Source organism: Enterococcus saccharolyticus subsp. saccharolyticus, assembly GCF_029023825.1.
Taxonomy (GTDB): Bacteria; Bacillota; Bacilli; order Lactobacillales; family Enterococcaceae; genus Enterococcus_F; species Enterococcus_F saccharolyticus.
The window spans coordinates 418,001-443,730 of record NZ_CP118957.1 but is presented as its reverse complement, the minus strand read 5'-3'; the positions used below and the strand labels follow the sequence as shown (position 1 = coordinate 443,730).

The 25,730-nt window shown below is 36.9% G+C and carries 23 protein-coding genes; 9 read left to right on the top strand and 14 right to left on the bottom strand.

Annotated elements, in window-relative coordinates:
• Positions 1-11: 11 nt before the first annotated feature.
• The 6 genes from PYW32_RS02390 to PYW32_RS02365 form a co-directional block, all read right to left on the bottom strand.
• The gene (locus tag PYW32_RS02390) at positions 12-884 is read right to left on the bottom strand and encodes a carbohydrate ABC transporter permease (protein WP_016175928.1); all 873 of its coding nucleotides are present in this window, start codon (positions 882-884) and stop codon (positions 12-14) included.
• Between the two features lie 14 nt (positions 885-898).
• Positions 899-2,146, bottom strand: coding sequence for an ABC transporter substrate-binding protein (locus PYW32_RS02385; RefSeq protein WP_016175929.1), 1,248 nt, complete (start codon positions 2,144-2,146; stop codon positions 899-901).
• 169 nt (positions 2,147-2,315) lie between these two features.
• Positions 2,316-3,566 carry an extracellular solute-binding protein gene (locus PYW32_RS02380; RefSeq protein WP_016175930.1) on the bottom strand — a complete coding sequence of 417 codons (1,251 nt, stop codon included), beginning with the start codon at positions 3,564-3,566 and terminating at the stop codon, positions 2,316-2,318.
• A gap of 121 nt (positions 3,567-3,687) precedes the next feature.
• On the bottom strand, positions 3,688-4,722 hold the full coding sequence (locus tag PYW32_RS02375; RefSeq protein WP_016175931.1) for a LacI family DNA-binding transcriptional regulator: 1,035 nt from the start codon (positions 4,720-4,722) through the stop codon (positions 3,688-3,690).
• Positions 4,723-5,091: 369 nt separating this feature from the next.
• Positions 5,092-5,889 carry an excinuclease ABC subunit UvrA gene (locus PYW32_RS02370; RefSeq protein ID WP_016175932.1) on the bottom strand — a complete coding sequence of 266 codons (798 nt, stop codon included), beginning with the start codon at positions 5,887-5,889 and terminating at the stop codon, positions 5,092-5,094.
• A gap of 123 nt (positions 5,890-6,012) precedes the next feature.
• Positions 6,013-6,219 (bottom strand): P-loop NTPase family protein, encoded by a 207-nt coding sequence (locus PYW32_RS02365; RefSeq protein WP_016175933.1) that lies wholly within the window; start codon positions 6,217-6,219, stop codon positions 6,013-6,015.
• 233 nt (positions 6,220-6,452) lie between these two features.
• Here PYW32_RS02365 and PYW32_RS02360 point away from each other — a divergent pair, with 233 nt between their 5' ends.
• On the top strand, positions 6,453-6,992 hold the full coding sequence (locus PYW32_RS02360) for a DUF924 family protein (protein ID WP_016175934.1): 540 nt from the start codon (positions 6,453-6,455) through the stop codon (positions 6,990-6,992).
• Between the two features lie 69 nt (positions 6,993-7,061).
• On the opposite strand, the gene PYW32_RS02355 is transcribed toward PYW32_RS02360, so the two are convergent.
• Complete coding sequence (locus PYW32_RS02355; protein ID WP_016175935.1) at positions 7,062-7,727, bottom strand: HAD family hydrolase; 666 nt, start codon at positions 7,725-7,727, stop codon at positions 7,062-7,064.
• A 53-nt stretch (positions 7,728-7,780) separates the two neighbouring features.
• On the bottom strand, positions 7,781-8,713 hold the full coding sequence (locus PYW32_RS02350) for a helix-turn-helix transcriptional regulator (protein WP_016175936.1): 933 nt from the start codon (positions 8,711-8,713) through the stop codon (positions 7,781-7,783).
• Between the two features lie 104 nt (positions 8,714-8,817).
• Here PYW32_RS02350 and PYW32_RS02345 point away from each other — a divergent pair, with 104 nt between their 5' ends.
• The 3 genes from PYW32_RS02345 to ppk1 all read left to right on the top strand — a co-directional run bounded on the left by PYW32_RS02345 (position 8,818) and on the right by ppk1 (position 13,151).
• On the top strand, positions 8,818-9,297 hold the full coding sequence (locus tag PYW32_RS02345; RefSeq protein ID WP_016175937.1) for a GyrI-like domain-containing protein: 480 nt from the start codon (positions 8,818-8,820) through the stop codon (positions 9,295-9,297).
• Between the two features lie 172 nt (positions 9,298-9,469).
• Positions 9,470-11,011: a Ppx/GppA family phosphatase gene (locus PYW32_RS02340; RefSeq protein ID WP_016175938.1), complete on the top strand. Its 1,542-nt coding sequence runs from the start codon at positions 9,470-9,472 to the stop codon at positions 11,009-11,011.
• A gap of 16 nt (positions 11,012-11,027) precedes the next feature.
• Positions 11,028-13,151, top strand: coding sequence for a polyphosphate kinase 1 (gene ppk1 / locus PYW32_RS02335; RefSeq protein ID WP_016175939.1), 2,124 nt, complete (start codon positions 11,028-11,030; stop codon positions 13,149-13,151).
• A 44-nt stretch (positions 13,152-13,195) separates the two neighbouring features.
• Here the strand turns inward: ppk1 and PYW32_RS02330 are convergent, their stop codons facing one another.
• Positions 13,196-14,710: a DUF1846 domain-containing protein gene (locus PYW32_RS02330; protein ID WP_016175940.1), complete on the bottom strand. Its 1,515-nt coding sequence runs from the start codon at positions 14,708-14,710 to the stop codon at positions 13,196-13,198.
• Positions 14,711-14,968: 258 nt separating this feature from the next.
• Between PYW32_RS02330 and PYW32_RS02325 the strand changes: the two genes are divergently transcribed.
• Both PYW32_RS02325 and PYW32_RS02320 read left to right on the top strand, forming a co-directional pair.
• Entirely contained in the window at positions 14,969-15,871 is a 903-nt protein-coding gene (locus PYW32_RS02325) for a magnesium transporter CorA family protein (protein WP_016175941.1), read from the top strand.
• Between the two features lie 202 nt (positions 15,872-16,073).
• On the top strand, positions 16,074-17,468 hold the full coding sequence (locus tag PYW32_RS02320) for an Ig-like domain-containing protein (RefSeq protein WP_016175942.1): 1,395 nt from the start codon (positions 16,074-16,076) through the stop codon (positions 17,466-17,468).
• Positions 17,469-17,542: 74 nt separating this feature from the next.
• Here the strand turns inward: PYW32_RS02320 and PYW32_RS02315 are convergent, their stop codons facing one another.
• Positions 17,543-18,361, bottom strand: coding sequence for a methylenetetrahydrofolate reductase (locus tag PYW32_RS02315; protein WP_016175943.1), 819 nt, complete (start codon positions 18,359-18,361; stop codon positions 17,543-17,545).
• Between the two features lie 206 nt (positions 18,362-18,567).
• Between PYW32_RS02315 and PYW32_RS02310 the strand changes: the two genes are divergently transcribed.
• From PYW32_RS02310 to PYW32_RS02300, 3 genes are all read left to right on the top strand, one after another.
• Positions 18,568-19,983, top strand: a complete 1,416-nt coding sequence (locus PYW32_RS02310; RefSeq protein WP_016175944.1) for a glycoside hydrolase family 32 protein — start codon at positions 18,568-18,570, stop codon at positions 19,981-19,983.
• Between the two features lie 13 nt (positions 19,984-19,996).
• A complete protein-coding gene (scrK, locus tag PYW32_RS02305; RefSeq protein WP_016175945.1) occupies positions 19,997-20,869 on the top strand; it encodes a fructokinase ScrK in 873 nt (290 codons plus the stop codon).
• Between the two features lie 112 nt (positions 20,870-20,981).
• Complete coding sequence (locus PYW32_RS02300) at positions 20,982-21,965, top strand: LacI family DNA-binding transcriptional regulator (RefSeq protein ID WP_016175946.1); 984 nt, start codon at positions 20,982-20,984, stop codon at positions 21,963-21,965.
• 38 nt (positions 21,966-22,003) lie between these two features.
• On the opposite strand, the gene msrA is transcribed toward PYW32_RS02300, so the two are convergent.
• The 4 genes from msrA to mmuP form a co-directional block, all read right to left on the bottom strand.
• Positions 22,004-22,798, bottom strand: a complete 795-nt coding sequence (msrA, locus tag PYW32_RS02295; protein ID WP_016175947.1) for a peptide-methionine (S)-S-oxide reductase MsrA — start codon at positions 22,796-22,798, stop codon at positions 22,004-22,006.
• Between the two features lie 12 nt (positions 22,799-22,810).
• Positions 22,811-23,185, bottom strand: coding sequence for a DUF6630 family protein (locus PYW32_RS02290; RefSeq protein ID WP_016175948.1), 375 nt, complete (start codon positions 23,183-23,185; stop codon positions 22,811-22,813).
• Positions 23,186-23,349: 164 nt separating this feature from the next.
• Positions 23,350-24,288 (bottom strand): homocysteine S-methyltransferase, encoded by a 939-nt coding sequence (mmuM, locus tag PYW32_RS02285; RefSeq protein WP_016175950.1) that lies wholly within the window; start codon positions 24,286-24,288, stop codon positions 23,350-23,352.
• The gene (mmuP, locus tag PYW32_RS02280) at positions 24,281-25,672 is read right to left on the bottom strand and encodes an S-methylmethionine permease (protein WP_016175951.1); all 1,392 of its coding nucleotides are present in this window, start codon (positions 25,670-25,672) and stop codon (positions 24,281-24,283) included. The genes mmuM and mmuP overlap by 8 nt, the downstream gene beginning before the upstream one ends.
• Between the last annotated feature and the right edge of the window lie 58 nt (positions 25,673-25,730).

The following is a 25,730-nucleotide window of genomic DNA, read 5'->3' as shown; positions in this document are numbered from 1 at the left end:
TTTTCTCCTCCCTACACTTCAAAACGTTTAGACAAACGAATTTGCAAAATAGAAATAATTGCTATTGCAACAAACAAGACAACCGCAATTGCATTCGCATATCCGTATTGGTTACTCTTAAATGCATAATTATAAACAAGTAATCCTAGCGTCGTTGTCTTATCGCTAGGTCCACCACCTGTCAACGCGTAAATCAAATCGAACGCTGTTAGTCCACCTTTAAGTGCCATAATAAAAACCATACTTAATGATGGAAGCAAGTAAGGAAGTTCAATGTTCCAAAATTTTTGTGCATTTGTTGCTCCATCAATAGATGCAGCTTCTAAAACATCTTCTGGAATACTTTGTAAACCTGCTAAGAAAATAACTACAGGCATCGCTACACCTTGCCATAAGGCTACAAATAGCACACCCCAGAAAACAGTCTGTTCATTAGCAATCAAGTTTTGTTCTAAGAAACCAATACCTAATGATTCACCTAATTGAGGTAATCCATAGTTAAAAATTTGTTTGAAAATTAAACCTAGGGTTACTGTACTTAATACAGCTGGGAAGAAGTAGGCTGTTCTAAAAAAACCTACTCCTTTCATTTTACGATTAAGGAAGCGAGCAATGATGATCCCTAAAATAACTTCCCCAACAATTAATCCCATTGTAAAAAGCACAGTAAAACCAATCGATTTAATAAATTTTTGATCAGAGAAAATTGTTGCAAAATTTTTCAAACCAACAAAATTATAATTCGGCGTTAATCCTGTCCAGTCAGTCAGGCTATAAAAGAAGCCTTGAATCATTGGCAAGTAAAAAAAGATAAGTTGTAAAGCTACTGGAACTAAAACAAATAAATACGCCCATCCGCGATTGAAAATACTGCCTTTTTTCATAGTGTCCTCCTTAACTATTTCATTGTGTCAAAGAAATTATTTAAGTTCGTAGCTAATTGTTTACGATCTTGACTATTAATATATTCTACTGTCATATGATGGAAAGTTTCTTCTGAAGTCCAATCTTTTTGTAACCAAACAATCTGTTGTTCTGTAAATACATATTGTGTGACACCTGATGTTGCTGTAAATTTCCCTTCTGTATCGACAGCCGTTACAGAGGTTGGTGCACCATCGACATCATAGTATTTTTGCATTGCTTCTTTTGTAGTCATGTATTCTACAAATTTCTCAGCAGCTTCTTGATTTTCTGAATCTTTAGCAATTGATAACGCTAAATCAGCAGCACCGACAGTTAATTCTTGACCTGCCTCTTTTCCTGGGTAAGCAAACATACCAATTTCAAATTCTGGATTTTGATTTTGAACAGCTGGTAATGCCCATGTGCCATTTGGGAAAATCAAGGCATTTTGTTTTGCAAATGCAGCAACAGCATCGTCATAAGTTGCTCCGGTAGCATTCTTTTGACCTGTTCCATGTAATAAATCTAGTTCATCAGCAACTGCATCAAAATCTGCATTTCCAACTTTAATCGAACCTTTTGGACTATGAACTAAAGCGTTATTTGCTCCGTCATATCCACCATCAATTGTTGCCCAAGCTAATTGATGATAACCATTTAATGTCCAAGCATCAGCTTGCGTCAATGAGACAGCAAACGGTGTTTCACCTTTATCTTGAATGTCTTTTACCAATGTTTCAAACTCAGCCCATGTTTTAGGTACTTCTAAACCTAATTCTTTAAATTTATCTATATTATAGTAAAATCCCCACGCATTACTTGTAAGAGGTACAGAATAAACTTTGTCATTAATTGCATATGTTTCAGCTGCACCTTCCGAAAGATTTTTTAAGTACTCTTTTCCAGTTAAATCTGTAAAAATATCATTTTTTGCCCATTCTTGAAAATCTGCATTTTGTGGGAAAACATTAATTACATCGGGGGTATCTCCACTAGAGATTCTTGTCTTCAAAACAGTTCCAGCATCAGGTACATTGGTGAATTTCACATCGATATCTGGATTTTCTTTTTCAAAATCTTTGATAATTTCATCAAGAGTTCCCTGCATTTCTTTTTTCTGATTAAAAAATTCTATTTCTGTTTTACCACTTGACTCTTCACCGCTATTTCCACATGCTGCCAATAACGTTGTTGCCCCTAATACTGTACAAGCTAAAACAATTTTTTTAGAAAATTTCATCTTGTTTTCCTCCTCGCGCACCCTGTATGCGTTTTCTTTTTGTTAACAATACTATAACTGTTTACTTAATGTTTTGTCAATATTTTTTACTAATTTTTTTACTAAAATATAAAAGTAAAAAAACTAACCAGAATGGTTAGTTTTTTCAATACTTTTTATACTCTATTATTTATTCTTTCATCGGATCAAAGAAAGAATTTAAACTTGCTGCTAATTTATCTCTGTTTGGATCAGATACATAATCGACTGTTAAATATTGAAAATCTACTTCTGAAGTCCATTCACTATTTAACCAAATAAATCGTTTATCTGTAAAGACATGTTGTGTAACGCCTTCTGTTTCTGGAAACTTCCCTTCTGTTTCTACAGATTTGACAGAGGTTGGTGCACCATCAACATCGTAATATTTTTGCATTGCTTCTTTCGTAGTCAAATATTCTACAAATTTATTCGCTGCTTCTTTATTTTTGGAACTTTCATTAATAGATACAGCTAAATCAGCTCCTCCAACCACTAATTCTTCACCTTCATTGTTACCTGGGAACGGGAACATGCCAATTTCAAATTCTGGATTTTGATTATTGATAGCGGGTAATGCCCATGTACCATTTGGTAACATTAAAGCTTCTCCTTTAGCAAATAATGCTACTACATCATCATATGATGCACCACGAGCATTTTTTTGTGGATTATTTGCTAACAAGTCTAATTTATCAGCTACCGCATTAAATACTGGATCGCTCGGTTTAATTGCACCTTTTGGACTGAATCTCAAAGCTTCGTTCGCTGCAGTTCCGCCACCAGTTTCGACTGCGCAAGCTAATTGGTAATAACCCATTAGCATCCAACCTTCAGACTGTGTTAAAGCTAGTGCAAATGGTACTTCTTTTTCGTCTTTGATTGTATTAACCAATGTTTCAAATTCGGCAAATGTTTTTGGCGCTTCTAAACCTAATTCTTCAAATTTAGTCTTATTATAATAAATACCTGAAGCATTGCTTGTTAATGGCACATTATATACCTTATCATCAAGCGCATAAGCTTCTGCAGCACCTTCCGTCAAATTATTTAAGTATTCTTTTCCTGTTAAATCTTCAAATACTCCATTTTTAGCCCATTCTTTAAAATCAGCGTTCATTGGATACGTATTGATAACGTCAGGAATATCTCCACTAGAAATCCTTGTTTTCAAAACAGTACCTGGATCAGGTACATTGGTAAATTTCACTTTAATATCTGGATTTTCTTTTTCAAAGTCTTTAATAATTTCATCCAAAGTTCCTTGCATTTCTTTTTTCTGATTAAAAAATTCAATCTCGGCTTTTCCTGAAGATTCTCCATCTCCATTTCCACAAGCCACAAGTATCCCTAATGCCCCTAACATAGAACCCACAATTGTTAATCTTTTTGCAATTTTCATTTTTACTCCCCCTTCTTTTATATGCGCTTTCTTTTTAACCAAAATAAAAACAAACGTTTACTAAAATTTTTGTCAATATTTTATTAGCAAACAAAAAAGTAAACATCTAAAATATAGATGTTTACTTTTTTAAGCTATTGTTTTTTTCACTTTCACGAATAATAATGTTGTTTGCTACAATCACTTGAATTGGTACTTCTCTGGTTCCCTTGATGCGTTCATTGACAATCCTTACGGCGAGTCGGCCAATCTCTTCAGTATTCACATTCACGGTATTTAATGCGGGGGTTAAGAATTCTGCTACTTCAATATTGTCAAAACTCACAATAGAAATATCCTCTGGAATATGTAGACCATTTTTTTGTAGCGAGCGATAGACACCGACTGCAAGTGGGTCATTTCCTACCATAATTGCTGTTGGTAAATTTGCTTGATTATACTCTTGCAAAAGTAAATCCGCTGCTTGCATGCCATCTAAAGTGGTCCAACCTTCTAAATAATTTTTGATGTACTTAGTCAAGCCTTTTTGTTGCATCCATTCTTCATAAGCTGTTTTGCGATATTCATCATCAGAGACATGTCTGGTGCCTTGACTATCTAAACGAACACGTCCTCCACCAATAAAAGCAATATTCCGATGTCCTTTTTCATACAATCGTTCTAAATGTTGTCTCGTTGCCTTTGCTAAATCGGTGTACACCGCGTCTACTTCTGCTTCAACACTAGGGTCATCAATCACAACGACATTGGGATTAATTGCGGAGACTTCTTCAATTACGGATGGTAATACTTGTCCAATGATTAGTACCCCTTGGCATTTTACTAAATCATCTTTATCTAACGGCGTATCGGATAAACGAATAATTTTTTTTAGATTCACTTTACTCTGTTCTGCTTCAATTTGAATGCCTCGACGAATCGTTCTAAAATAAGGATCTTCTAACTCATCGACTTCTGAAACAGTAGTAATCAACGCAATATTCGTTACATTTTTGGCTGCTGGACTTTTTTTGACATAATTATAGAATTGAACTGACTCCGCAATTTTTTGCTTGGTCTCTATCGTTACTGAAAGTGTCGGATCTTCATTTAAGACCCGTGATACTGTCGCAATGGATACTCCCGCTCGTTTTGCGACATCTCTAATTCCTACCATAACAGTTCCTCTTTTCATTTTTGAAAGTGTTTACTAAAATATAATCATACATTTTGGAAATAAGCAAATTTCGTAAAAAAAACCTATAGACAAATAGCCTGTATAATCACTATTTGTTCAGATTATACAGGCTATTTGTCTATAATTTGAGGTATCAGCTTTAAGGAAATGTCCACTATATTTCCATTATTCAATGTAATTATTTTATTTACAATAATTACGCGAAGCAAAAAAATAACATATAAAATATGTACTGGCTACAAATCAAATCCGAAAAAATAAAAGATAATATCTTCCTTTCATCAATAAGTTTTTTGAAATTGACTCTATACATACTTTTATTAATTTTTTGGTTTGATGTCACTCTAATTAAACTGGTCGATAGACATCGCGTGGGTGTAATCCGGTACTTGGTTCATCAAAAGTATAAATCATATTGGTTAAACTACTCGCTAATTGTTTCACCATCTTCACTCGTTGGGATTCGCCACCAGACAAGCTATTGGTTTCGCGACATAAGTCCATATAGCCTAATCCAATATCAATTAAATCTTGGACGCGTTTTTGAATGCCCACAATAATCGGATGGCGTGACTCATTATCTATTTTCTTTAAAATTTCAATAAGTTCGGTTAATTGGACCAAGGTAACATCATAAATCGTATAGTTATCAATTGTTGACGCAAGTACTTCAGCATTATAACGTTTGCCTTTACAAGTCGGACAAGCTTGCATGACTGTAAATTCTTCCATCACTTTTGCAGTACGCTTGCTCGTGTCTTTTTCGGTATGAATCGTGGTACGCATAAAACGCGTCACAATCCCTTCATAGGTGACATTCATATCTCCTGTTTCTGCGGTAGTAATTTTTTGTGCTTCCGCATACATTAATAACGGATATTCTTCTGGTGTATACTCTTTAATTTTTTTATACGGATCAAATAATCCTGTTTCTGCATGGAGTTTCCAATACCATGACCCTACAGTAAAACCAGGGAGTAAAATCGCTCCTTCATTTAAAGAAAGTTCATGGTTGACGGCTTTTTCAACGTCCAAGGTGATTGTTTTTCCGATTCCTTGACAAACAGGACACATGCCACTTGGATCATTAAAAGAATACGCATTAGCATAACCTAGACTAGGCGTAGCAAAGCGCGAAAATAACACTCGAAACAGCGCATTGATATCTGTGATCGTCCCTAACGTTGAGCGGGCACTTCCACCAATTTTCTTTTAATTGATAACAATTGTTGTTGCTAAGTTATTGATCTCATCTACATCTGGACGACTTTATTTGGGTAAAAATAAACGGGTAAAACTATCATAAGTTTCATTCAATTGGCGACCAGCTTCTTGGGCAATCGTATCAAAGACAATCGATGATTTTCCTGAACCAGAGACGCCTGTAAAAATAGTGATTTTGTTCTTTGGAATGTTGAGACTGACATTTTTTAAGTTGTTTTCTCTTGCGTGGATAATTTCAATATACTCGTTCATTTGGTACTCCCCTTTATTTTAAAATAGTTGAGAATGTTTCCATGAGACACGGTATTTTTGGCAGACGTTTAGTTTAGCAAGAAAGCACAATAGAAAGCAAAGAAAAAATCTGATTTTTCGAACTTTTTTTACAGATTAAACAAACAGGCTTCTGTATTTTAGACAAATCAATCAGAATGCTCTATAGTGAAGTTATAGTTACATAACTTTCAAAAACGATTAGGAGAATGATTATGATGAAACCTCAAGCAGTCTTACATTTTTGGTTCACCGAATTAACACCTGAACAATGGTTTAATAGTACGGATGTCGATCAATTGATCGCTGAACGTTTCACCAATTTGCATAAGCAAGCTGCAGCCGGCGAATTAGTTAGTTGGCGCGAAACGATTCATGGACGCTTAGCAGAGATTATCGTTTTAGATCAATTTTCTCGAAATCTCTTTCGTCACTCTCCGAAAGCTTTCGCTACAGACGGCATGGCGCTGGTCTTAGCGCAAGAAGCACTCGCTGATCCAGACATCAATGAACTATCTGATGTGGAACGTAGCTTTTTGTATATGCCTTTTATGCACTCGGAATCATTGATGATTCATAACAAAGCGATGATTTTATTTGACCAACCAGGATTAGAAGAAAATTTTGATTATGAAAAACAACATTATGCGACTATCAAGCGTTTTGGACGTTATCCACATCGCAATCAAGCCCTTGGAAGAACCTCGACAGAAGCCGAGCTTGCTTTTTTGCAAGAACCTAACTCCTCCTTTTAAATAAAAAAAGAAGCTGCACCTGTAGAGAATGAAAGTCCTCTCTAAGGTATGGCTTCTTTTTATATTGCTTTATTTAAATAATCGAGACAGACGTTCATCACGATAATCATCAATGACAAAAGACACAACGCCTGTTTTGATCAAGTCTTCATGGTTGCCATTGGTTGCGATGGCGATAATTTGTTTGGCTTGCGCATTGGCAGCACCTTGTAATCCAATTGATGAATCTTCAAATACAATCATTTCTTGAGGATTGGCACCGATATTTTTAGCTGCTTGTACATAATAATCAGGCGCTGGTTTACTATTTAGTGTCCCGTCATCATACACCACTTTCTCAAAATCAAACCAACGATTTAATTGGAAATAGTCAAAATAAAATGCCACATTCACCCGCGGCGAAGCAGTCGCAATGTTCATCGGATAGCCTTTTTCTTGTAAGAAATCAAAAAATTCGGTGACTCCATCAATTAACTGGTCATGTTGTTTTTCTAGAACAATTTCACGATAAATGGCTTCTTTTCGGTTCGAAAAAGCTTCACCTTCTTCTTTCGTCAAGGTTCGGTCTAATAAGCGTTCCATGGTTAAGTGGTTGGTACGTCCATGAATTTTAGCAAATTCTGCTTCTGAAAGTGGATAACCGAATACTTCTTGAATAAATTTTTGCCATGCTGCTTCATGTAAATCTGTATCGCTGTACAAAGTCCCATTAAAGTCAAAAATAATTGCTTGCATGTCATCTACTCGCTTTCGTTTTCTTTTATCTTAGCTTAGTTAAACAACTTTTCCTAGTCCAAACATCGTAAGCAACTTTCCGTTAACGCATGGATAAATGCGGGTGGTGCTTCTTGCAGGGTTGCTTCGTTTCCTAAAAATAAAAACCAATGAACCATTTCTAACAAGGCTTCTTGATTCTGTTCATCGACAAATGTTCGTAACAAAGCTTGCATTTGATAAGGATCGGTGTAAGCCAACGTTAATTTAAACGGATGGTATTTCTTAAATTGGGCAATGGCTTTAGGTCCTAAGGTCACAACCAAATTAATGGGTTCATGCACACGTTGTTTTTGATGCCAACGTTGCGCCCCACTATATTTCCCAACAGCTACTAATTGGCTTACTGCTAAAATACGTTTTGTTGCCGTTGCTAAATCAATTCCTTCTAAAAACCAATTGCCTTTTTCATGATACACATGCAACACGTAAATAGAGAGGACGTGATGATTGAAAGTGACCGTCACATGTCGATCATCCAATAATAACTCAATTAATTGCTCCAAAATAGGATGTGGTAAATCGGTCAAGTCTAATAAATCAGGATTGGCGAGGTTGGTTCCTTCAAACAATAACAATTGATTTAACAATACTAAGTCATCTTGCTGGTTCTCTGACAGTAAGGAGATTAATTTTTCTGCCAAAGATTGCCGACTCGTTAAATAGGGAAGTTGTTGGTTTCTAGTCGCCATAAAAGCAACAAATAAAGCTTTCACTTCTGCATCTAAAAAATGAATCGATGGCAAAAAAGACTTGTGCATGACTGAATAGCCTCCGTCTCGACCGACTTCAGCCATCAACGGTAACCCCATCGCTTCAATTTCACGGAGGTCACGAATGGCGGTCGATCGAGAAATCTGAAATTCTTGCATGAGTTCTGTGATGGTAAAATGGGCACGGTTGTTAATGTAACGGATTATCGTATGAATTCTTTCAGTTTTTTTCATCATTTGCTCCTAAACAGTGTCACTTTTTGACATGATTTACTTGTATTGTAAAGGTATCAAATGAACAATGACAACATTTGAAACGAAAGAAAGTAGGGATTGATATGTCAGTTTACACATTAGAAGAAAAAGATGCCTTTACAGTCTTAGGTTTTGGTACGGAATTAACGAGCAATTACACCGATTATATGGGTATCGCTAAAGAAAAAGCCGATTTTTGGGCGAAAGTGACAACCGATGGCACCTTAGAAAAATTAAAAGCTTTAGCCGACGATTCTTTTGTTTTTGCCGTCAATGAAGCCTATGACAATAAAATGATGTATTACGTAGGTGTACTGACCAATGAAACGTTACCTGATGCAACTCGGGTGATTCAATTTCCTAAAGGAACCTATGTGGTGGTTAAAGGGGACGCTGCAACTGCCGAGGAATTAAAAGATACCTTAACGAGTCTGGCTTTTGGTCAAGCACTCGTCGAAGAACAAAATTATGAATATGTTGGGGGTCCAAATGCGGCTGTAGAAATGGGCACGCATGACGGAAAATTCTTTGGTGAAATGTGGATTCCAGTTGTCGAAAAATAACAAAAAGAAAGAGTGTTTGCACAATAAACTGTGCGACTCTCTTTTTTTATTACCTTTACAAACTTAACATTTCATTTACATAAACATTACCAAAATCCGCTTTTCGCTTTCTATACTTATACTATAATAATAACAACAGAAAGCTATTTTAGTTTATTGATGGAGGAAACACATGAAAAAAAAGAAAAACATTGCCATTATTGATATCGGCTCAAATACCGTTCGCCTAGTTATTTATCAGTTAAATGAACAGATGGTATTTACTGAACTTCAAAATATCAAATTACCCGTTCGTCTCTATCAATTTTTAGATGAAAACAAGGAATTAACGACCGAAGGAATTCATCAACTGCTACGCGTCATGAAATTGTTTAAAGAAATTGCAAGTAGTTATGAGTTAGAAGAAACCATTGCGACAGCAACGGCCGTCATTCGCCAATCCAAAAATGCCCAAGCGGTGTTAGAAATGGTGGCAAAGAAAACTGGGATTGCGATTCGTTTATTATCTGAAAAAGAAGAAGCTTATTATGGACAATACGCCATCGCACGTACGACATCCTTTTCTGAAGCCTATACTGTAGATATGGGTGGTGGCAGTACGGAAGTCACTTATTTTAAAAGCAATGAGATTGTCGATAGTCACAGCTTTCCTTTTGGGGTAGTCACATTAAAACAACTCTTTTTTAATGACGTAGCAACCAATGATGAGACTGCCATTAGTCAGGCAAAAAGTTATATCAAAAAACAATTCGCTTCTCTGCCTTGGTTGAAAGAGCGCAATGTCCCGATTATTGCAATTGGTGGGAGCTCACGAAATATCGCAACGGTTCATGAACGGATGACTGATTTTCCAGTCGTAGGAATTCATCAATATGAGATGAAAAAGAAAGATTTGAAAGAAACACTCTCATTATTTACCTCCCTATCTTTCTCTGAATTACAATCATTAGACGGATTAAGTAAAGATCGCGCCGATATTATCATTCCTGCAAACCTTACCTTCATTGCGTTGATGGAACAAGTACACTCACCAAAATTCATTTTTTGTAACAAAGGGTTACGCGAAGGCTTATTAATGGAATATGTGAACCAAAATTATCCAGCTACATATAGTCCCCATCAAGTAGCAATGACTAGTATTCAACGTTTTGTGGATACCTATCAAATTGACCAGTATCGAGCGAAAAAAAGAACCCAAATCGTCGAGCTTTTACTGAATGAAATCAAACAAAAACAACTAATCAGCGAAGAAATTGAGCAATTAGTTGCCTATGTCTCTTATGGCGCACAGCTCTACCATATTGGTTCGTATATTGAAGAAGACAATAGCGCATATCATTCATTTTATTTGTTAGCGAACAGTAACTTAAATGGATTTACGCATCGGGAACGTATTTCACTCGCTTTATTAGCTAGTTACAAAAACAAATCTTTATTCAAATTATTTATCAAACCGTTTAAACAATGGTTTACCGAAGAAGAATTGAAATATGTTCGTTTAGCCGGTAGTTTAATCAAATTCTGCGAAGCGCTCAATATTACGACAGTCAATGAAATCATCCATTTCTCATTGAAAGACAAAGACACACACTACGTCTTAAAGGTCGATTGGTCCTTTGATCCGGTTGCCGAAGAGTATCGCGCCAATCGTCAGAAAAAAAATCTAGAGAATGTCATTAATAAAAAAGTCGTAATTGATTTTAAGAAAGCATAGAGTAGGAGTATTTAAAATGGAAGTATCTGAGTTTACTAGTCTCAATTACTATCATAGAGATTTAAGTTGGTTATTATTTAATCGTCGGGTCATTCATGAAGCAAACGACCCATCAAACCCATTACTGGAGCAATTACGTTTTTTAGCGATTGCCAGTAGTAATTTAGATGAATTTTTTATGGTTCGTGTACCAAGTATTCAAAGTTTGGCACGGTTACAACCCAAAGCTAAAGATGCGCGAACTGGTTGGACGCAAGAAGAAGTATTGTTTAAATTATACGAAATCAATTTAAACAATACCCGTTTACAATATCAATATTTCAATCAAATCATCGAAGATTTGGCACAACATCAACAATTTGTAAAATCGGTCGACGAATTATCTGAGACACAACTACAAGAAGTCGATCGTTTCTTTTACGAGTTGTTATTGCCTGCTGTCACACCGATTGGCTTAGATGCGTATCACGCCTTTCCCAAATTGGCAGAAAAAAAAGTGCATATCTTTGTTCAAGTGCGGCAAGAAAATCGTATTGAACGCGCTGTGATCCCCTTACCACCTCTGTTTTCACGTTTGCATCAATTAGCGGATGAACAAACATATTTACTTGTGGAAGAATTGATTACGAAACATTTGCCTGAACTGTTTGTCGGTTGGGAAATTGATCATTCGTTTTGTTTCCGCATTACGTACGATAAAGATTTAGAATTTCGTGAAGATACAGACGAAAAATTATTTACACAAATGGAAGAATATATCGTTGAACGCTCAAAAGGATTGCCTTCACGTTTGGAAATTAGTGGCACTTGGTCAAAAGAAATCGAAGAAAGTGTGTTAATCTTAGCCGATTTACTACAATTAAAAGCCCGCGATTTATATTGGGTTCCAGGTCCATTAGATTTGACCTTCCTCTTTCCTTTTGTGGACACATTAGCAAAAGAATTCCCAGGGCTAGTATTTCCTCGTTTTACTGGAAATACCTATAAAGAAAAAGGACCACAGTTATTCCAAGCCATTGAAAAAAATGATTTGTTGTTCCATCATCCCTACGATTCCTTTGAAGTTGTTTTAAACTTTTTGGAAGCTGCCGCAGAAGACCCAAATACAATTGCGATTAAACAAACACTGTATCGGATGGCACCACATTCACGGGTAGTCAAAGCCTTGAAAAAAGCCGCAGCCAAAGGAAAACAAGTCACTGTTCTCGTAGAATTAAAAGCACGCTTTGATGAAGAAAACAATTTGCATTGGGTTCAAGAGCTAGAAGAAGCAGGTTGTTATGTCAGCTATGGCTTACATCAATTAAAAACACATAGCAAAGCACTATTAGTTGTCAAAAAAGAAGGGCGTCAAGTTAAGCAATATGCTCACTTCGGTACCGGAAACTACAATGAAAAAACGTCTTCGATTTACACGGATATTAGTTTATTTACAGCTAAAAAAGAATACGTCGAAGATATTACAGCATTTTTCAATTATTTAAGTGGGTATCGTGAAGTTCCCCATTACCAAAAGATTGCCGTTTCTCCAAACGGGATTCAACACAAATTACTGGAAAAAATTGAAGACACCATGACACATTACCAACAAACCAAACAAGGGGCTATTTGTTTTAAAATGAATTCATTAACCGATAAAGTCGTGATTAATAAATTATATGAAGCCAGTCAAGTTGGTGTTCCGATTCATTTGATTGTTCGTGGTGCGTGCTGCTTAAAACCAGGAATCCCTCACTTAAGCGAAGCCATTGAAGTAACGAGTATCGTTGGGCGTTTCCTAGAACATAGTCGAATCTATGCCTTTTATACCTCAGAAGAAGATGCTGAAGTTTGGATTTCTTCTGCAGATATTATGACACGAAACATGTTGCATCGGATTGAAATTGCCACACCTGTGGAAAAAGGCCCCGCTTTAGATAAATTATTAACGGTTTTAGATGCGTTTAAAAAAGATCGTAAAAAAGCCTATCTACTGACAGAATCTGGTCATTTTCGTCGCTTCACAGAAGACAATTCATTTTCTTCTCAAGATTATTTTATGACAAACAGTCAGCCACAATCAGAAATGATTCTACCTTTCCAAACACTAGACAATCCAAATTTATTATCGAAAATTCGTAAAATTTGGCAAAGTCATTAATAAAAACCGTCTGTTGCGTATTGGACACAACAGACGGTTCTTTTTTATACATAAAATAAATTTTTAGAAGGGTAAATCGGATCACAAGTAAAGGAAATGCCTAGATTACGCAAGACTTGTTCATCATCTTTATTGAAGATAACTGTTGAATGCGCTTGTGTATCTTTTAATTCTGTTAGTTTTTCATACGCCAATTGAGCAGTTGGGTTGGTCACTGCACTAATTGATAAAGCAATTAAAATTTCAGATGTATTTAACGAAGTAATACGTCCGGACAACTCATTGGCTTTTAGTTTTTGAATTGGTTCTAAAATATTTGGTGATAACAACAAAATTTCATCGCCAATATTTGCCAATTTTTTAATGGCATTCAAAATCGCTGCTGCACTCGCATCCATTAAGTCAGAACCACGTCCGGTGATAATGTTTCCATCCGCTAATTCTAAAGCCATGACTGGTGGAACAAGTTCTTGATCCCAACCATCATTTGTTTTCAATTCTTCTGCATAATCACGTGCCGGTTTTACACATGGACGATCTTCTGGACGTAAATCGATTTCTTCCATAATGATTTGAATACGATTTAAGGTATCAATATCGGTAATGCCTTTTTTGTAATTTGCTGCGGTTTCAAAATAACGGCGAATAATTTCTTGTTTGGATGCTTCTTGAACAACTTCATCATCAATAATACCAAAACCAACACGATTCACACCCATATCTGTTGGTGAATGGAATTCAGATTCTCTACCAGTAATACGTTCAATCGTACGTTTGATAATTGGGAAGGTTTCTAAATCACGATTGTAGTTAATTGCTACTTCTCCATAATAATCAAAATGGAAGGAATCAATCATGTTCACGTCTTTTAAGTCGACAGTTGCTGCTTCATATGCAATATTCAATGGATGTTTTAACGGCACATTCCAGACTGGGAACGTCTCAAATTTAGAATAGCCACCCGTATTGCCATGACGACTTTCATGATACAACTGATTTAAACAAGTCGCTAATTTACCACTACCCGCACCAGGTCCTGTAACGACAACAATTGGTTTTGTTGTTGGGATGTATTCATTTTTTCCAAATCCTTCATCACTAACAATTTTATCCACGTTTACTGGATAGCCTTCAATTTCACCATGTGTGAAGACTTTAATTCCGCGTTGTTTCAATTTATTAATAAAGATTTTTGTTGATGGTTGACCATTATAACGTGTAATCACAACACTATTGACGGCTAACTCGTATTCACTTAATTCATCGATTAAACGCATGATATCCATGTCATAAGTAATCCCATAGTCACCACGAATTTTATTGCGTTCGATGTCTCCTGCAAATACACAGATAATAATTTCGGTTTTATCTTTTAATTTGTGCAATAATTTAATTTTTGCATCTTGGTCAAAACCAGGCAATACACGTTTGGCGTGCATGTCACCAATTAATTTTCCACCAAATTCCAGATACAATTTGTCATAGTTGTTCACACGTTCCAAAATATACTTCGATTGTTCTTCAATATATTTTTGTGGATCAAAGCCAATTTTTTTCACTATTCTCTTACCCCTCACCTAAATTAAAAACTTGCGCCTACTCGAATAAACTAAAATTCTCTTGTATCATTCAAACAGAAATTGGCGAAATATACAACTAATAATTGCTAAAAAGATAAAAGAATTTTGTCATTTTATCTTGTAAGGGAATCCAAGATTTGATTCTCTGAAAAAAAAGCGTTTAAGGCTTCACTTGTCTTTTCTTGCAAGGCTTGCTAGAATACAGCGTATTGCTAAAAACAGTAGTAGGTGAAACACATGATAACAAAAAAAGCATTTGGAATTGATAACACTTGGATTAACTTAAATACACGTTCGCGCGCTGAATTACGAACGCTATACAAAAACTATGGAATTGATAGTGAAGTTATCGACTATACGCTTGATAAAAATGAACGCGCACATTTAGACTATGACCAAATTACGAAGACCCTTGTTGTTATTTTCAATGTCCCTAATAGTGAAAAAATTGATAACCATTACGAAACTTTACCGATGACCTTTATTGTCAAAGATAATCAACTCATTACTGTCACCAATGAGAAAAATCACTACGTCTTTCATGAAATGGAAAAGTATCTGGAAAAATTCCCTGACAGCACTATTTTTAGTTTTTTGTTTAGCAGTTTATTTTTAATTACGGACTTATTCTTCCCTTATATTGAGGAAATGGACAAATCACGAATTTTTGTGAATCATAAGTTAAAAGAAAAAACCAGCAAGCAAAATTTGTTGTTACTTTCAGATTTAGAAATTGGGATTGTCTATTTAGTGGCAGCTTCCAAACAAAATACGGTTTTACTCGAACAAATTCGTTCACATGCTGTTTATAAAGGACTTACCGCTAGCGAAAAAGAACAATTAGAAGACGTGGTCATTGAAGCGAGACAATTAGTCGAAATGACGGGACTTTCTGCGCAAATTTTACAACAATTATCAGGAACATATAACAATGTCTTAAACAACACCTTAAATGACACGATGCGTATTTTAACTGTACTCTCTGTCTTACTAACGATTCCAACGATTATTACCGGTTTTTTTGGGATGAATATGCCACTGCCGTTAGAAAATAATGCGTCAGGATGGGTCATCACCATTGCTATGAGTACGGTCATCTGGTTAATCTTATCTTGGATTCTCCGTAAATTTATGAAATAAACACACACCATGATCATTTTCGTCATGGTGTGTTTTACATTATTTGACTACTAGCAACGCTGCTTAGGAAGCATTTTTTATGCGTTTTATTTATTAAAATACGTATTTTTTTCGATTTATCGTTTTTTCTAAAAATTCTTAATGCTTTATTTGTTTGGATGCGCTATACTTCAAGTAATTTCATAAGAAAAGGGGTAAAAATATGACGACAAATCGTTGGAAAAAAGTGTTAAATAAACTCCTATTAGTTGGTCTCTTTACAAGTTTCATTTCTGTTCCTACATCCGTTTCTGTCCAAGCAGCCACAAGTCCGGTTACTGTGGAAAAAGAGTTTAACGGTGACAATGCACGTGCAAACAATCTGATCTTAAACCAGAAAACACAGGGGAGTTTTTCAGGGAAACAAGATACGGATGTCTATGCACTAACATTAACTACTGCTAGTGATATTCAGTTAGTATTTAATGGTTCTGGCAATGCCATTGAACAGTTAGCTACCTTTCAGTTAAGCAATAGTGCTGGCAAAGTATTGGTTAACGCTAAAAAGGTAACCAATGGTACTTCGCAAACACTTATTAAGCAATCGTTACCTAAAGGAAAATATTATTTTAGTTTTAAAAATACACAAAATTTAACGACAGCCAAAAATTATCATTTTACGCTTACAACATTACCACCTGTTTCAGGTGTATCTATTTCTCAAAAAGAAAAATCACTGTATGTCAATGAAACGACCACTTTAAGTGCAACAGTTGCTCCCAATAATACGTTAAATAAAGCCGTCTCTTGGACAAGTTCCAATACTGCCATCGCAACTGTGGATACAAAAGGAAAAGTCACCGCAAAAAAAGCGGGTTCCGCAACCATTACAGCAAAAAGCCAAAATGGGAACAAAACAGCGACAGCCAAAATAACTGTTAAAAATCGTAACGTCACAGGTGTCTCTGTCTCACCTACTTCTAAAACAATTGAAATTGGTGCAACGACGACCGTTTCAGCAACGGTCTCACCTGCTAACGCAACCATTAAAACAGTGTCATGGACCTCTTCTGATTCGAAAATTGCTACTGTCGACAGTAAAGGAAAAATCATTGGGAAAAAAGCTGGCAAAGTCACCATTACAGCAACAACGACAGACGGCAAAAAAACTGCGAAAGCAAATATTACTGTACAAGCGAAAAAAGTTGCTGTAAAGAGCGTTAGTATCAATGCACCAACTAAAACCATCACTGTCGGAAAATCCACCACAGTCAAAGCAACTTTCAATCCATCTAATGCGAGCAACAAAGGCGTGACTTGGAAATCATCTAATACCAAAGTTGCTACAATTGACGCTAATGGGAAAATTGTAGGTAAAAAAGCTGGAAAAACAACCATCACAGTGACCACCAAAGATGGCAAAAAAACAGCAACGGTCAACATCACGGTAAATGCAACCAAACCCATTGGAAAAACGGTCTATATTGCACCAAAATCTGGGAAAAAATACCATTTTGACCCTCATTGTCGAGGATTAAAAAATGCACATTCTGTTTCATCAATGACTGAAAATCAAGCCAAAAGTGCAGGGTATAATTTGTGCGGTTGGGAAGATTAGATAACTCTCTTTACAAATAAATTAGCCAAACGATTGGACAACTGCTCCGTCGTTTGGCTATTTTCATCTTGTTTTTACCAAAAGTTTCGATAGATTTCCACTGCTGCTGGGACATCATTCATCGTAAATAGATGCACTCCGTCTACACCATAATGGATTAATTCATCTAATTGATACAATGTGTAGTCCAGTCCTGCTGCGCGCATAGAAATTGGATCATATTGGTACTTGTCTAATAAAATTGCTAGTTTTCTGGGAATCGCTAACTGATTACGTGTCGCCATATTGAGCACTTGTTGGTAACTAAGGATCGGCAAGACTCCAACAAGTAAGGGCGTAGTCAGCTGTTTGATATACTTGTCGTGTAAACGATAAAAACCGTCATTTTCGAAAAATAGTTGCGTTAAAAATTGCTGACAACCATCTTGTACCTTTTGTTGCAAGTACGTCATTTCTAGTTGTGCCAATTCATTTGTTGCAATATGTTCTGGGTGACAGGTTCCCAAAATAGTAAAACGATTCGTTTGTTCGTTGATATAATGGCTCAACTCATTGGCAAAGGCAAATTCACCTGTCGGATGATCGTGGGGCATTACCTCCCCACTCACCGCTAGTAATTGAAAAACTTCTTGCTCTTGTAATATTTTCAATACATCTTGCACTTGTTTTTTTGTCATAAAACGTGCGGGCAAATGTGGCAAGGCATTCGTTTGCAGTTTTCGAATGTCACCTGCTAATCGAATCATCTCCGTCATTTTCGATTTATTGATGCTTGGAATCCCAATAAATAAGGGGTGTAATTTCGATAGTTGTTCAGAAATTTGCTGAACTTCTTCATAGGAAAAACGCTCATTCGGAGGAACAATCTCCAAAGAAAAATTTGTGCGTGTCATCGTGATGCTCCTTCTACTTTTGACTCTATTATACGTGAATTTGTCTTCTTATGGACAACGAACAAAAAATGAAATCGGTTAAAAAATGTGATAACCGGTTGACACATGAAATCATCTATACTATAATCCAATTTAAAGAAAGCGCTTTTGGTAATATGTCAACCGGTTATCATATGATCAAAATTAAATTTTTGGAGGATTTTATTATGACAAAATCACCTATCGCATTAACAAACTCAAGGTATCGTTTAGGCTACCATGTCGCCGCACCGACTGGTTGGATTAATGATCCAAATGGCTTTTGCTACTTCAAAGGCTACTACCATATTTTTTACCAACACCATCCATACAGTGCAGAATGGGGTCCTATGCATTGGGGACATGCACGCAGTAAAGATTTAGTGCATTGGGAATCATTACCAATCGGTTTAGAACCAGGTAGTCCAGAAGATAAAGATGGTTGTTTCTCTGGTAGTGCCATTGTCAAAGATGATATTATGTATCTTTTCTATACAGGTCATCACTATTATAATGATGGCGATCCAGATCATTTCTGGCAAAATCAAAATATGGCGTACAGTGAAGATGGCATTCACTTTACAAAATATGAAAACAATCCAATTATTGACAAAGAACCAGAAGACAATACACATCACTACAGAGATCCTAAAGTATGGGAACATGAAGGAACCTATTATATGATTCTTGGTAGTCAAGAAAATGATGGGTTAGGTCGCGCTATTTTGTATGCGTCTCAAGATTTAAAATCTTGGGACTATCTAGGAAGTGTATCGAAAGCAACTGATTTAAAAGGAGAAGGTTTTATGTGGGAATGTCCAGACTTCTTCCACTTAGATGGCAAAGATATTTTATTGCTCTCTCCACAAGGGATTGATCCACAAGAAGAAAAGTATTTAAATCTTTACCAAACAGGGTATTTTGTAGGCGAAATGGATTATCAAACGGCGAAATTTACACGTGGTGAATTTCATGAATTAGATAAAGGACATGACTTCTACGCTACGCAAACAACGCTTGCACCAGACGGTCGTCGAATTGTCTTTGGTTGGATGGCGATGTGGGAAAGTCATATGCCTGAAAAAGAAGATGGTTGGGCGGGTGCTTTGACCTTACCTCGCGAACTACGCTTAAAAGATGGTAAATTAGTAATGACACCAGTCAAAGAATTAGAAGCATTGCGTGTAGATGAAGGCAAAACAGAAACATTAACCGTTTCTGACGCAACTTTAATTGCTAAAGATGCGTCACACGCAGAAATTTTATTCTCATTGCCTACAACGGATGCTACGTTAACGTTCAAAGATGCGCAAGAGCAAGACATTTTATCGCTTGTTTATACAGCAGAGACAAATAAATTTGTTTTACGTCGCAACGATACTGATGAAGCACGCTATGGAACCATTCAAGCGAATGATACGCTTAAATATCATTTATTTATCGATACTAGTTCAGTGGAAATCTTCATTAATGATGGCGAAACCGTCTTTACAGAACGCTACTATTCAGAAAGTAAGCCAGCTGTTTATCTTACAACTGCTAATGAAACAAGCGTAGAAAGTACTGTGTATCAATTAAAAGCTGATGCTGTCACATATCCATAAGGGGGAATAAGCGATGTTAATCGGAAGTATTGAAGCCGGTGGAACGAAATTTGTTTGTGCAGTTGGTGATGAGGACTATCGCATCCAAGATCAATGTACCATTCCAACGACAACGCCGGAAGAAACCATTCAAAAAACAATTGCATATTTTAAACAATTTGATTTAGATGCACTAGGAATTGCTTCATTTGGTCCCATCGAAATTCGTAAAAGTTCACCGAAATATGGTTACATTACCAGTACACCTAAACAAGGTTGGGCTAATACGGATGTACTAGGACAAATTCGTGCAGCTTTTGATGTCCCAACTTCTTGGACAACAGATGTAAATGGATCTGCTTATGGTGAATACATCATGTCTACCTTAAGCAATGAAAAAATCCATTCACTGGTCTACTATACCGTAGGGACTGGTGTCGGTGGTGGTGCCGTCATTGATGGGCATTTGCTTGGCGGCAGCGGTCATCCAGAAATGGGCCATACTTTTGTCAAACGCCACGAACATGATTTAGATTTCAAAGGTATTTGCCCGTTCCATGGGGATTGTTTAGAAGGGCTTGTAGCAGGACCAACTTTTGAAGCACGTTTAGGCAAAAAAGGTGAAACTGTGCCTTTAACTGATCCGGTATGGGATATTTTAGCGTATTACCTGGCGCAAGCTGTTATTCAAGCAACGCTTATTACTCGTCCAGATAAAATTGTATTTGGTGGTAGTGTCATTAATGAGACCCTTTTAAGTCAAGTTCGTCAATATGTGACCGAGATGTTTCATGACTACGTAGAATTACCGCCATTAGAGCAATTTATTACACAACCGTTAATCCAAAACAATGGTTCTGCAACATTAGGAAACTTTGCATTAGGCTTACGGCAAACACAAGAATAAGCAAATAGAAACTTCATGGCAAAAGTCATGAAGTTTCTATTTTGCTATCGCTTTAGCACAATATCCATTACAATAGATATATTGAGTAAATCGACATAGAAAGGATTCGCCTATGAAACCTAAATTAGAAGATGTTGCGAAATTAGCAAAAGTATCCAAAACAACTGTTTCTCGTGTCTTAAACAAGCGAGGCTATTTAAGTCAAGAAACAATCGACAAAGTCCATGCTGCGATGGAGCAATTAAATTATCAACCCAATGTTGTTGCAAGACAGCTATATAAAAAACAAACCAATATCATTGGCTTGCTTTTTCCAACCGTTGCCAATCCTTTCTTTGGCGAACTGATTGAAGCTCTCGAAAAAAAATTGTATCAAGAAGGATTTAAAGTCCTTATCGGAAATTCAATGAATGATCCTGAAAAAGAGACAGATTACTTAAATCAATTGCTTTCAGAACAAGTGGATGGCTTAATTGTGGGGACACATAACCAAGGCATTAAAGAGTACAAATATGCCAATTTACCAATTGTTGCTATTGATCGGATAATGAATGAAGATATTCCAGTCATTGAATCAGATAATTACGCTGGTGGTGTCTTAGCAACCACTCGTTTAATTAACATGGGCGCAAAAAAAATCGTCCATACAAATGGACCGATTAATTTAGAAACACCGGCAAAACGCCGACGTATCGCCTATGAAGAAACTATGCGTGCCAATCAATTAGATCCTATCACTTTTACGTTGGATTTTAACATCCCTTACGATGAAAAAAAGCGGTTGTTCCATGAGCTCTTTGAAACTTATCCGGATGTCGAAGCCATTTTTGCTTCCAATGATGTTGATGCCGCATTGATTTTACAAGTTGCCCAAGAATTAAAACGACGTGTTCCAGAAGACTTGCTCGTTATTGGCTATGATGGGACCACGATTACCCGCAGTATTTTGCCAAATTTAACCACCATCATTCAACCAATTGATGACATAGCCACCACTGCCATTCAAGTGTTAAAACAACGTCTCAAAAAAGAAGCCACCGACACTGAATATATTTTGCCCATTTCTTTATGGGAAGGAACGACGAGTCAAAAATAAAACAAGCGACGTCTCTTATGGAGATTCGCTTGTTTTTTTCACAATCCCAACCTACGTTTCCAAGTTTGATAGGTCAGCAATTGTTGTCTTGCTCGTTTCATTGCTTTGTAACGTTTGGGTTGCTTTTTATAAAATGCTTGATGGTAATTTTCAGCTGGATAAAAAACTGTTGCTGGGCGAATTTCAGTGACGATCGGTTGTTTGTATTTGATTGCTTCTTCGTGTTTGGTTTGTTCGGCTAGTTGTTGTTGGTTTGTTTGAACAAAAATAATCGGACGATACTGACTCCCTCGGTCTTGAAATTGTCCCAACGCATCAGTTGGATCAGTGATTTGCCAATACAAGTCAACCAGCTCACGGTAACTAATGACGCGCGTATCAAAAATAATTTCGACGGCTTCGACATGTCCTGTTAAACCACTGCTCACTTGGTCATACGTTGGATCGGCTATTTGTCCGCCCGTATAACCCGATAATACAGAAACAATGCCCTTTTTTGCTTCAAAAGGTTCAACCATACACCAAAAACAACCGCCGGCAAAAATAGTACGTTCTTGAAACGCCGCTTCACTTTTATGCTTGGTGAAATCATACAACGCTGTATCCACTGATTCGCCCGTCATTTTCAAATAGAAATCCATGACATCCGGTGTCAAGTTATGGCGTAAAGCAAGTGGACGAAATGCCACTTTCAACTTTTCCATTGCTTCGTACGGATTTTCCGCTTGTTCTAGGGCATCTTTCGCAAGCATTAGTTGCGTTCTTTCCCCTTCACGTGTTCCTTTTGCCAGAATCAAATTATAAATTTCTGGAAGAATTTCTTCTGTACGCAACGTTCAACACCTTCATTCATACGTGTTAAAAAATGAGATAAAACTTTCTTTGCCTAAAGCTTCCAAGTGTGCAAACGATGTTTTAGGAGTAATATACAAATGATAGCTATCGCCACCAATATCCCAAAACGCTAAGGTATAGTCATGTTGTTTGAGATAATTTTTTAATCGTTCTAAAAAAACATCGGTGGTTTCGTCCTCAATTATCGGCACTGCATTTAAATCGATGGAATACCCTTTTTTACGTACACCGGGTGCTAATTGAGCAATAATTTCTTCTGACCATTCTTTCCAATCAATATATGCCCCAAAATCAGCTACTGTGTCATAACCTGTCAACCAATAGGCAGTTAAAATATCTGCTTCATCATCTGGTGACAATTCCATATTTTCGATTCACTCTGGATATTGCTAGACAAATTTTTCTGGTTGTTCCACTAAAAGTGTGATATTTCCCACTGCTTCTGCATCATTCTCTGTCAAAATTTTTGTTATCTCAATTAAATTCGTCATTGCGATAACCTCCTTTTTTCGATTATAACGTGAAGCGATTAATTACGCCATTTGTTCGCAAGAGCCAGAATATCTTGCGGTGTTGTGCGACAGCAACCACCAATAATTTTTGCACCTGCGCGTACCCATTCTACGGATAATTGATCAAAGGATTCACCAGTTTCACACCCATCCCAGGTTTTGGTTTCTGGATGGTAGGTTTCACCAGAATTCGGATAAACAATGATGGGCTTTTGCGTCACACCATGCAATACTTGGATTGCTTGGGTAACCGAAGTAGTCGGTGCACAATTGACACCAATCGCACTGATTTGTTCGTTTGCTTCAAAAGCCATCGCACATTTTGTTAAAGACGTTCCATCACTAATTTCTGTTGCGTTTTTAATAGAAAAGGATAACCACGCCGTCATTGTTGGAAATTCTTTGACTAATTCACTCAACACTCGTGCTTCTTGGAAGGAAGGAATCGTCTCAAAAGCAAACATATCTGCACCAGCTTCAACTAACACTTGCATCCGCTGACGGTGAAAATCTACTAACTGTTCATCAGACACCCCATAATTTCCCACATATTCTGAACCATCGGCTAAAAATGCGCCATAAGGTCCAATAGAAGCTGCGACAAACGGTTTGGGACGCTGACTCTCGTTCACTTGCCAAAAGTCATCGCGTGCTTGTTTGGCTAATATCACTGTTTGCTTAATCAAATCGATGGCTTCTTTTTCTGTCATCCCTCGATTTATAAATCCTGCGACAGTTGCTTGATAGCTCGCAGTCGTCGCCACATCTGCACCGGCTTTAAAATAATCATAATGCACCTGATAAATAAGCTCTGGATTTTCCAATAAAACACGTGCTGACCACAACGCATCATTTAGTACACAACCATGTGTTTCTAATTCTGTCGCTAACGCACCGTCTAATAGAACAATTTTTTGCTGATTCAAAATCGTAGCAATTGGCTGAGTATTAGCCATTTTTTCTCCCTCGTTTCTTTAACCCTTGGGTCACATAATAACTTGCATAACAAAAAGCAATAAAAGGAATCCCACAGAACAACGCAATCCGTTGAGTCGGATCAAAGGCTATCCCAATGCAAGCAGCCAAACATAATAAAAAGGATACAATCGGTACAACTGGATAAAGTGGCGTACGGTAGAGTAACTCATCAACAGAATGACCTTCTTTTAAAAAGCGACGACGGAAGAAAAATTGTGACGCACTAATACTCATCCATACAACTACCACGGCCATGCCTGAAATAGACACCAAAGCAATATATACCGTATCTGGTGCAATAATACTCGAAAACAAGGCCAGTAAACCGCCTAACATACTGAAAATAACCCCATTAATAGGTACACCATGCTTATTAATTTTAGCAAACATCGGTGAAATGGTTTGTTTATTTGCTAATGACCACAACATTCTGGATGAAGCATATAAACCAGAATTCGCTGCTGATAAAATTGCCGTTAGAATCACAAAATTCATAATGTCTGCGGCATATGGCAAACCAATTCGGTCAAACACTGCGACAAACGGACTCTCTAACACACCCGCCTCATCCATTGGTAATAACGCAGATAAAATAAAAATAGTCCCGATAAAGAAAATAATTAAACGCCATAATGTCATATGAATCGCTTTGGGAACAGTTTTTTGAGGATTTTCCGTTTCACCTGCCGCAATCCCAATAAGCTCGGTCCCTGAAAAAGCAAAATTAACTGCTAACATTGTCGTAATCACTGCAAAAACACCATTTGGAAATAAGCCCGCTTCAAAAAAGTTTGTCAACAAAGGTGCCGTATCTGCGTGTTGCATCGGAATCACACCTACCATCGCCAATCCACCTAAAACAATAAACAACAAAATAGCGACTACTTTGATGGATGAAAACCAAAATTCCGTTTCTGCGAATAAACGCACAGTCAACACATTCAATACAAAAATTAAAATCGCAAAAAACGCACTCCAAACCCACACATTAATTGATGGGAACCATCGCTGCATTAACATACCTGCCGCAGTAAATTCGGAACCTAACGCTACCGTCCATGTTAACCAATATAACCAAGCAACTGTATAGCCGGTTCCAGGACCAATATATTCTGTTGCAAAATGATGAAACGCACCTGTTTCAGGCATATGAACAGTTAATTCGCCTAAGCATAACATGACTAAGTACACAACCAATGCACCAATCAAATACGACACAATCGTGCCAAATGGTCCTGCCTGCTGAATTGTATAACCCGAACTCAAAAAGAGACCTGTACCAATAACCCCACCTAACGACAACATAATCAGATGTCGCGTTTGCATTTTTCTTTGAAAATTATTTTCTCCTTGATTTTCCATCAACATTTCTCCTTTTTTCTATCCAGAAAAAACAAAAAGTACACTCAAAAATGAGTGT

What these genes read in the sequence shown, in the direction of transcription:
- PYW32_RS02390 (WP_016175928.1), bottom strand. Translation starts at nt 884, where the DNA reads ATGAAAAAAGGCAGTATTTTCAATCGCGGATGGGCGTATTTATTTGTT.
- PYW32_RS02385 (WP_016175929.1), bottom strand. Translation starts at nt 2,146, where the DNA reads ATGAAATTTTCTAAAAAAATTGTTTTAGCTTGTACAGTATTAGGGGCA.
- PYW32_RS02380 (WP_016175930.1), bottom strand. Translation starts at nt 3,566, where the DNA reads ATGAAAATTGCAAAAAGATTAACAATTGTGGGTTCTATGTTAGGGGCA.
- PYW32_RS02375 (WP_016175931.1), bottom strand. Translation starts at nt 4,722, where the DNA reads ATGGTAGGAATTAGAGATGTCGCAAAACGAGCGGGAGTATCCATTGCG.
- PYW32_RS02365 (WP_016175933.1), bottom strand. Translation starts at nt 6,219, where the DNA reads ATGAACGAGTATATTGAAATTATCCACGCAAGAGAAAACAACTTAAAA.
- PYW32_RS02360 (WP_016175934.1), top strand. Translation starts at nt 6,453, where the DNA reads ATGATGAAACCTCAAGCAGTCTTACATTTTTGGTTCACCGAATTAACA.
- PYW32_RS02355 (WP_016175935.1), bottom strand. Translation starts at nt 7,727, where the DNA reads ATGCAAGCAATTATTTTTGACTTTAATGGGACTTTGTACAGCGATACA.
- PYW32_RS02350 (WP_016175936.1), bottom strand. Translation starts at nt 8,713, where the DNA reads ATGAAAAAAACTGAAAGAATTCATACGATAATCCGTTACATTAACAAC.
- PYW32_RS02345 (WP_016175937.1), top strand. Translation starts at nt 8,818, where the DNA reads ATGTCAGTTTACACATTAGAAGAAAAAGATGCCTTTACAGTCTTAGGT.
- PYW32_RS02340 (WP_016175938.1), top strand. Translation starts at nt 9,470, where the DNA reads ATGAAAAAAAAGAAAAACATTGCCATTATTGATATCGGCTCAAATACC.
- ppk1 (WP_016175939.1), top strand. Translation starts at nt 11,028, where the DNA reads ATGGAAGTATCTGAGTTTACTAGTCTCAATTACTATCATAGAGATTTA.
- PYW32_RS02325 (WP_016175941.1), top strand. Translation starts at nt 14,969, where the DNA reads ATGATAACAAAAAAAGCATTTGGAATTGATAACACTTGGATTAACTTA.
- PYW32_RS02320 (WP_016175942.1), top strand. Translation starts at nt 16,074, where the DNA reads ATGACGACAAATCGTTGGAAAAAAGTGTTAAATAAACTCCTATTAGTT.
- PYW32_RS02315 (WP_016175943.1), bottom strand. Translation starts at nt 18,361, where the DNA reads ATGACACGCACAAATTTTTCTTTGGAGATTGTTCCTCCGAATGAGCGT.
- PYW32_RS02310 (WP_016175944.1), top strand. Translation starts at nt 18,568, where the DNA reads ATGACAAAATCACCTATCGCATTAACAAACTCAAGGTATCGTTTAGGC.
- scrK (WP_016175945.1), top strand. Translation starts at nt 19,997, where the DNA reads ATGTTAATCGGAAGTATTGAAGCCGGTGGAACGAAATTTGTTTGTGCA.
- PYW32_RS02300 (WP_016175946.1), top strand. Translation starts at nt 20,982, where the DNA reads ATGAAACCTAAATTAGAAGATGTTGCGAAATTAGCAAAAGTATCCAAA.
- PYW32_RS02290 (WP_016175948.1), bottom strand. Translation starts at nt 23,185, where the DNA reads ATGGAATTGTCACCAGATGATGAAGCAGATATTTTAACTGCCTATTGG.
- mmuM (WP_016175950.1), bottom strand. Translation starts at nt 24,288, where the DNA reads ATGGCTAATACTCAGCCAATTGCTACGATTTTGAATCAGCAAAAAATT.
- mmuP (WP_016175951.1), bottom strand. Translation starts at nt 25,672, where the DNA reads ATGGAAAATCAAGGAGAAAATAATTTTCAAAGAAAAATGCAAACGCGA.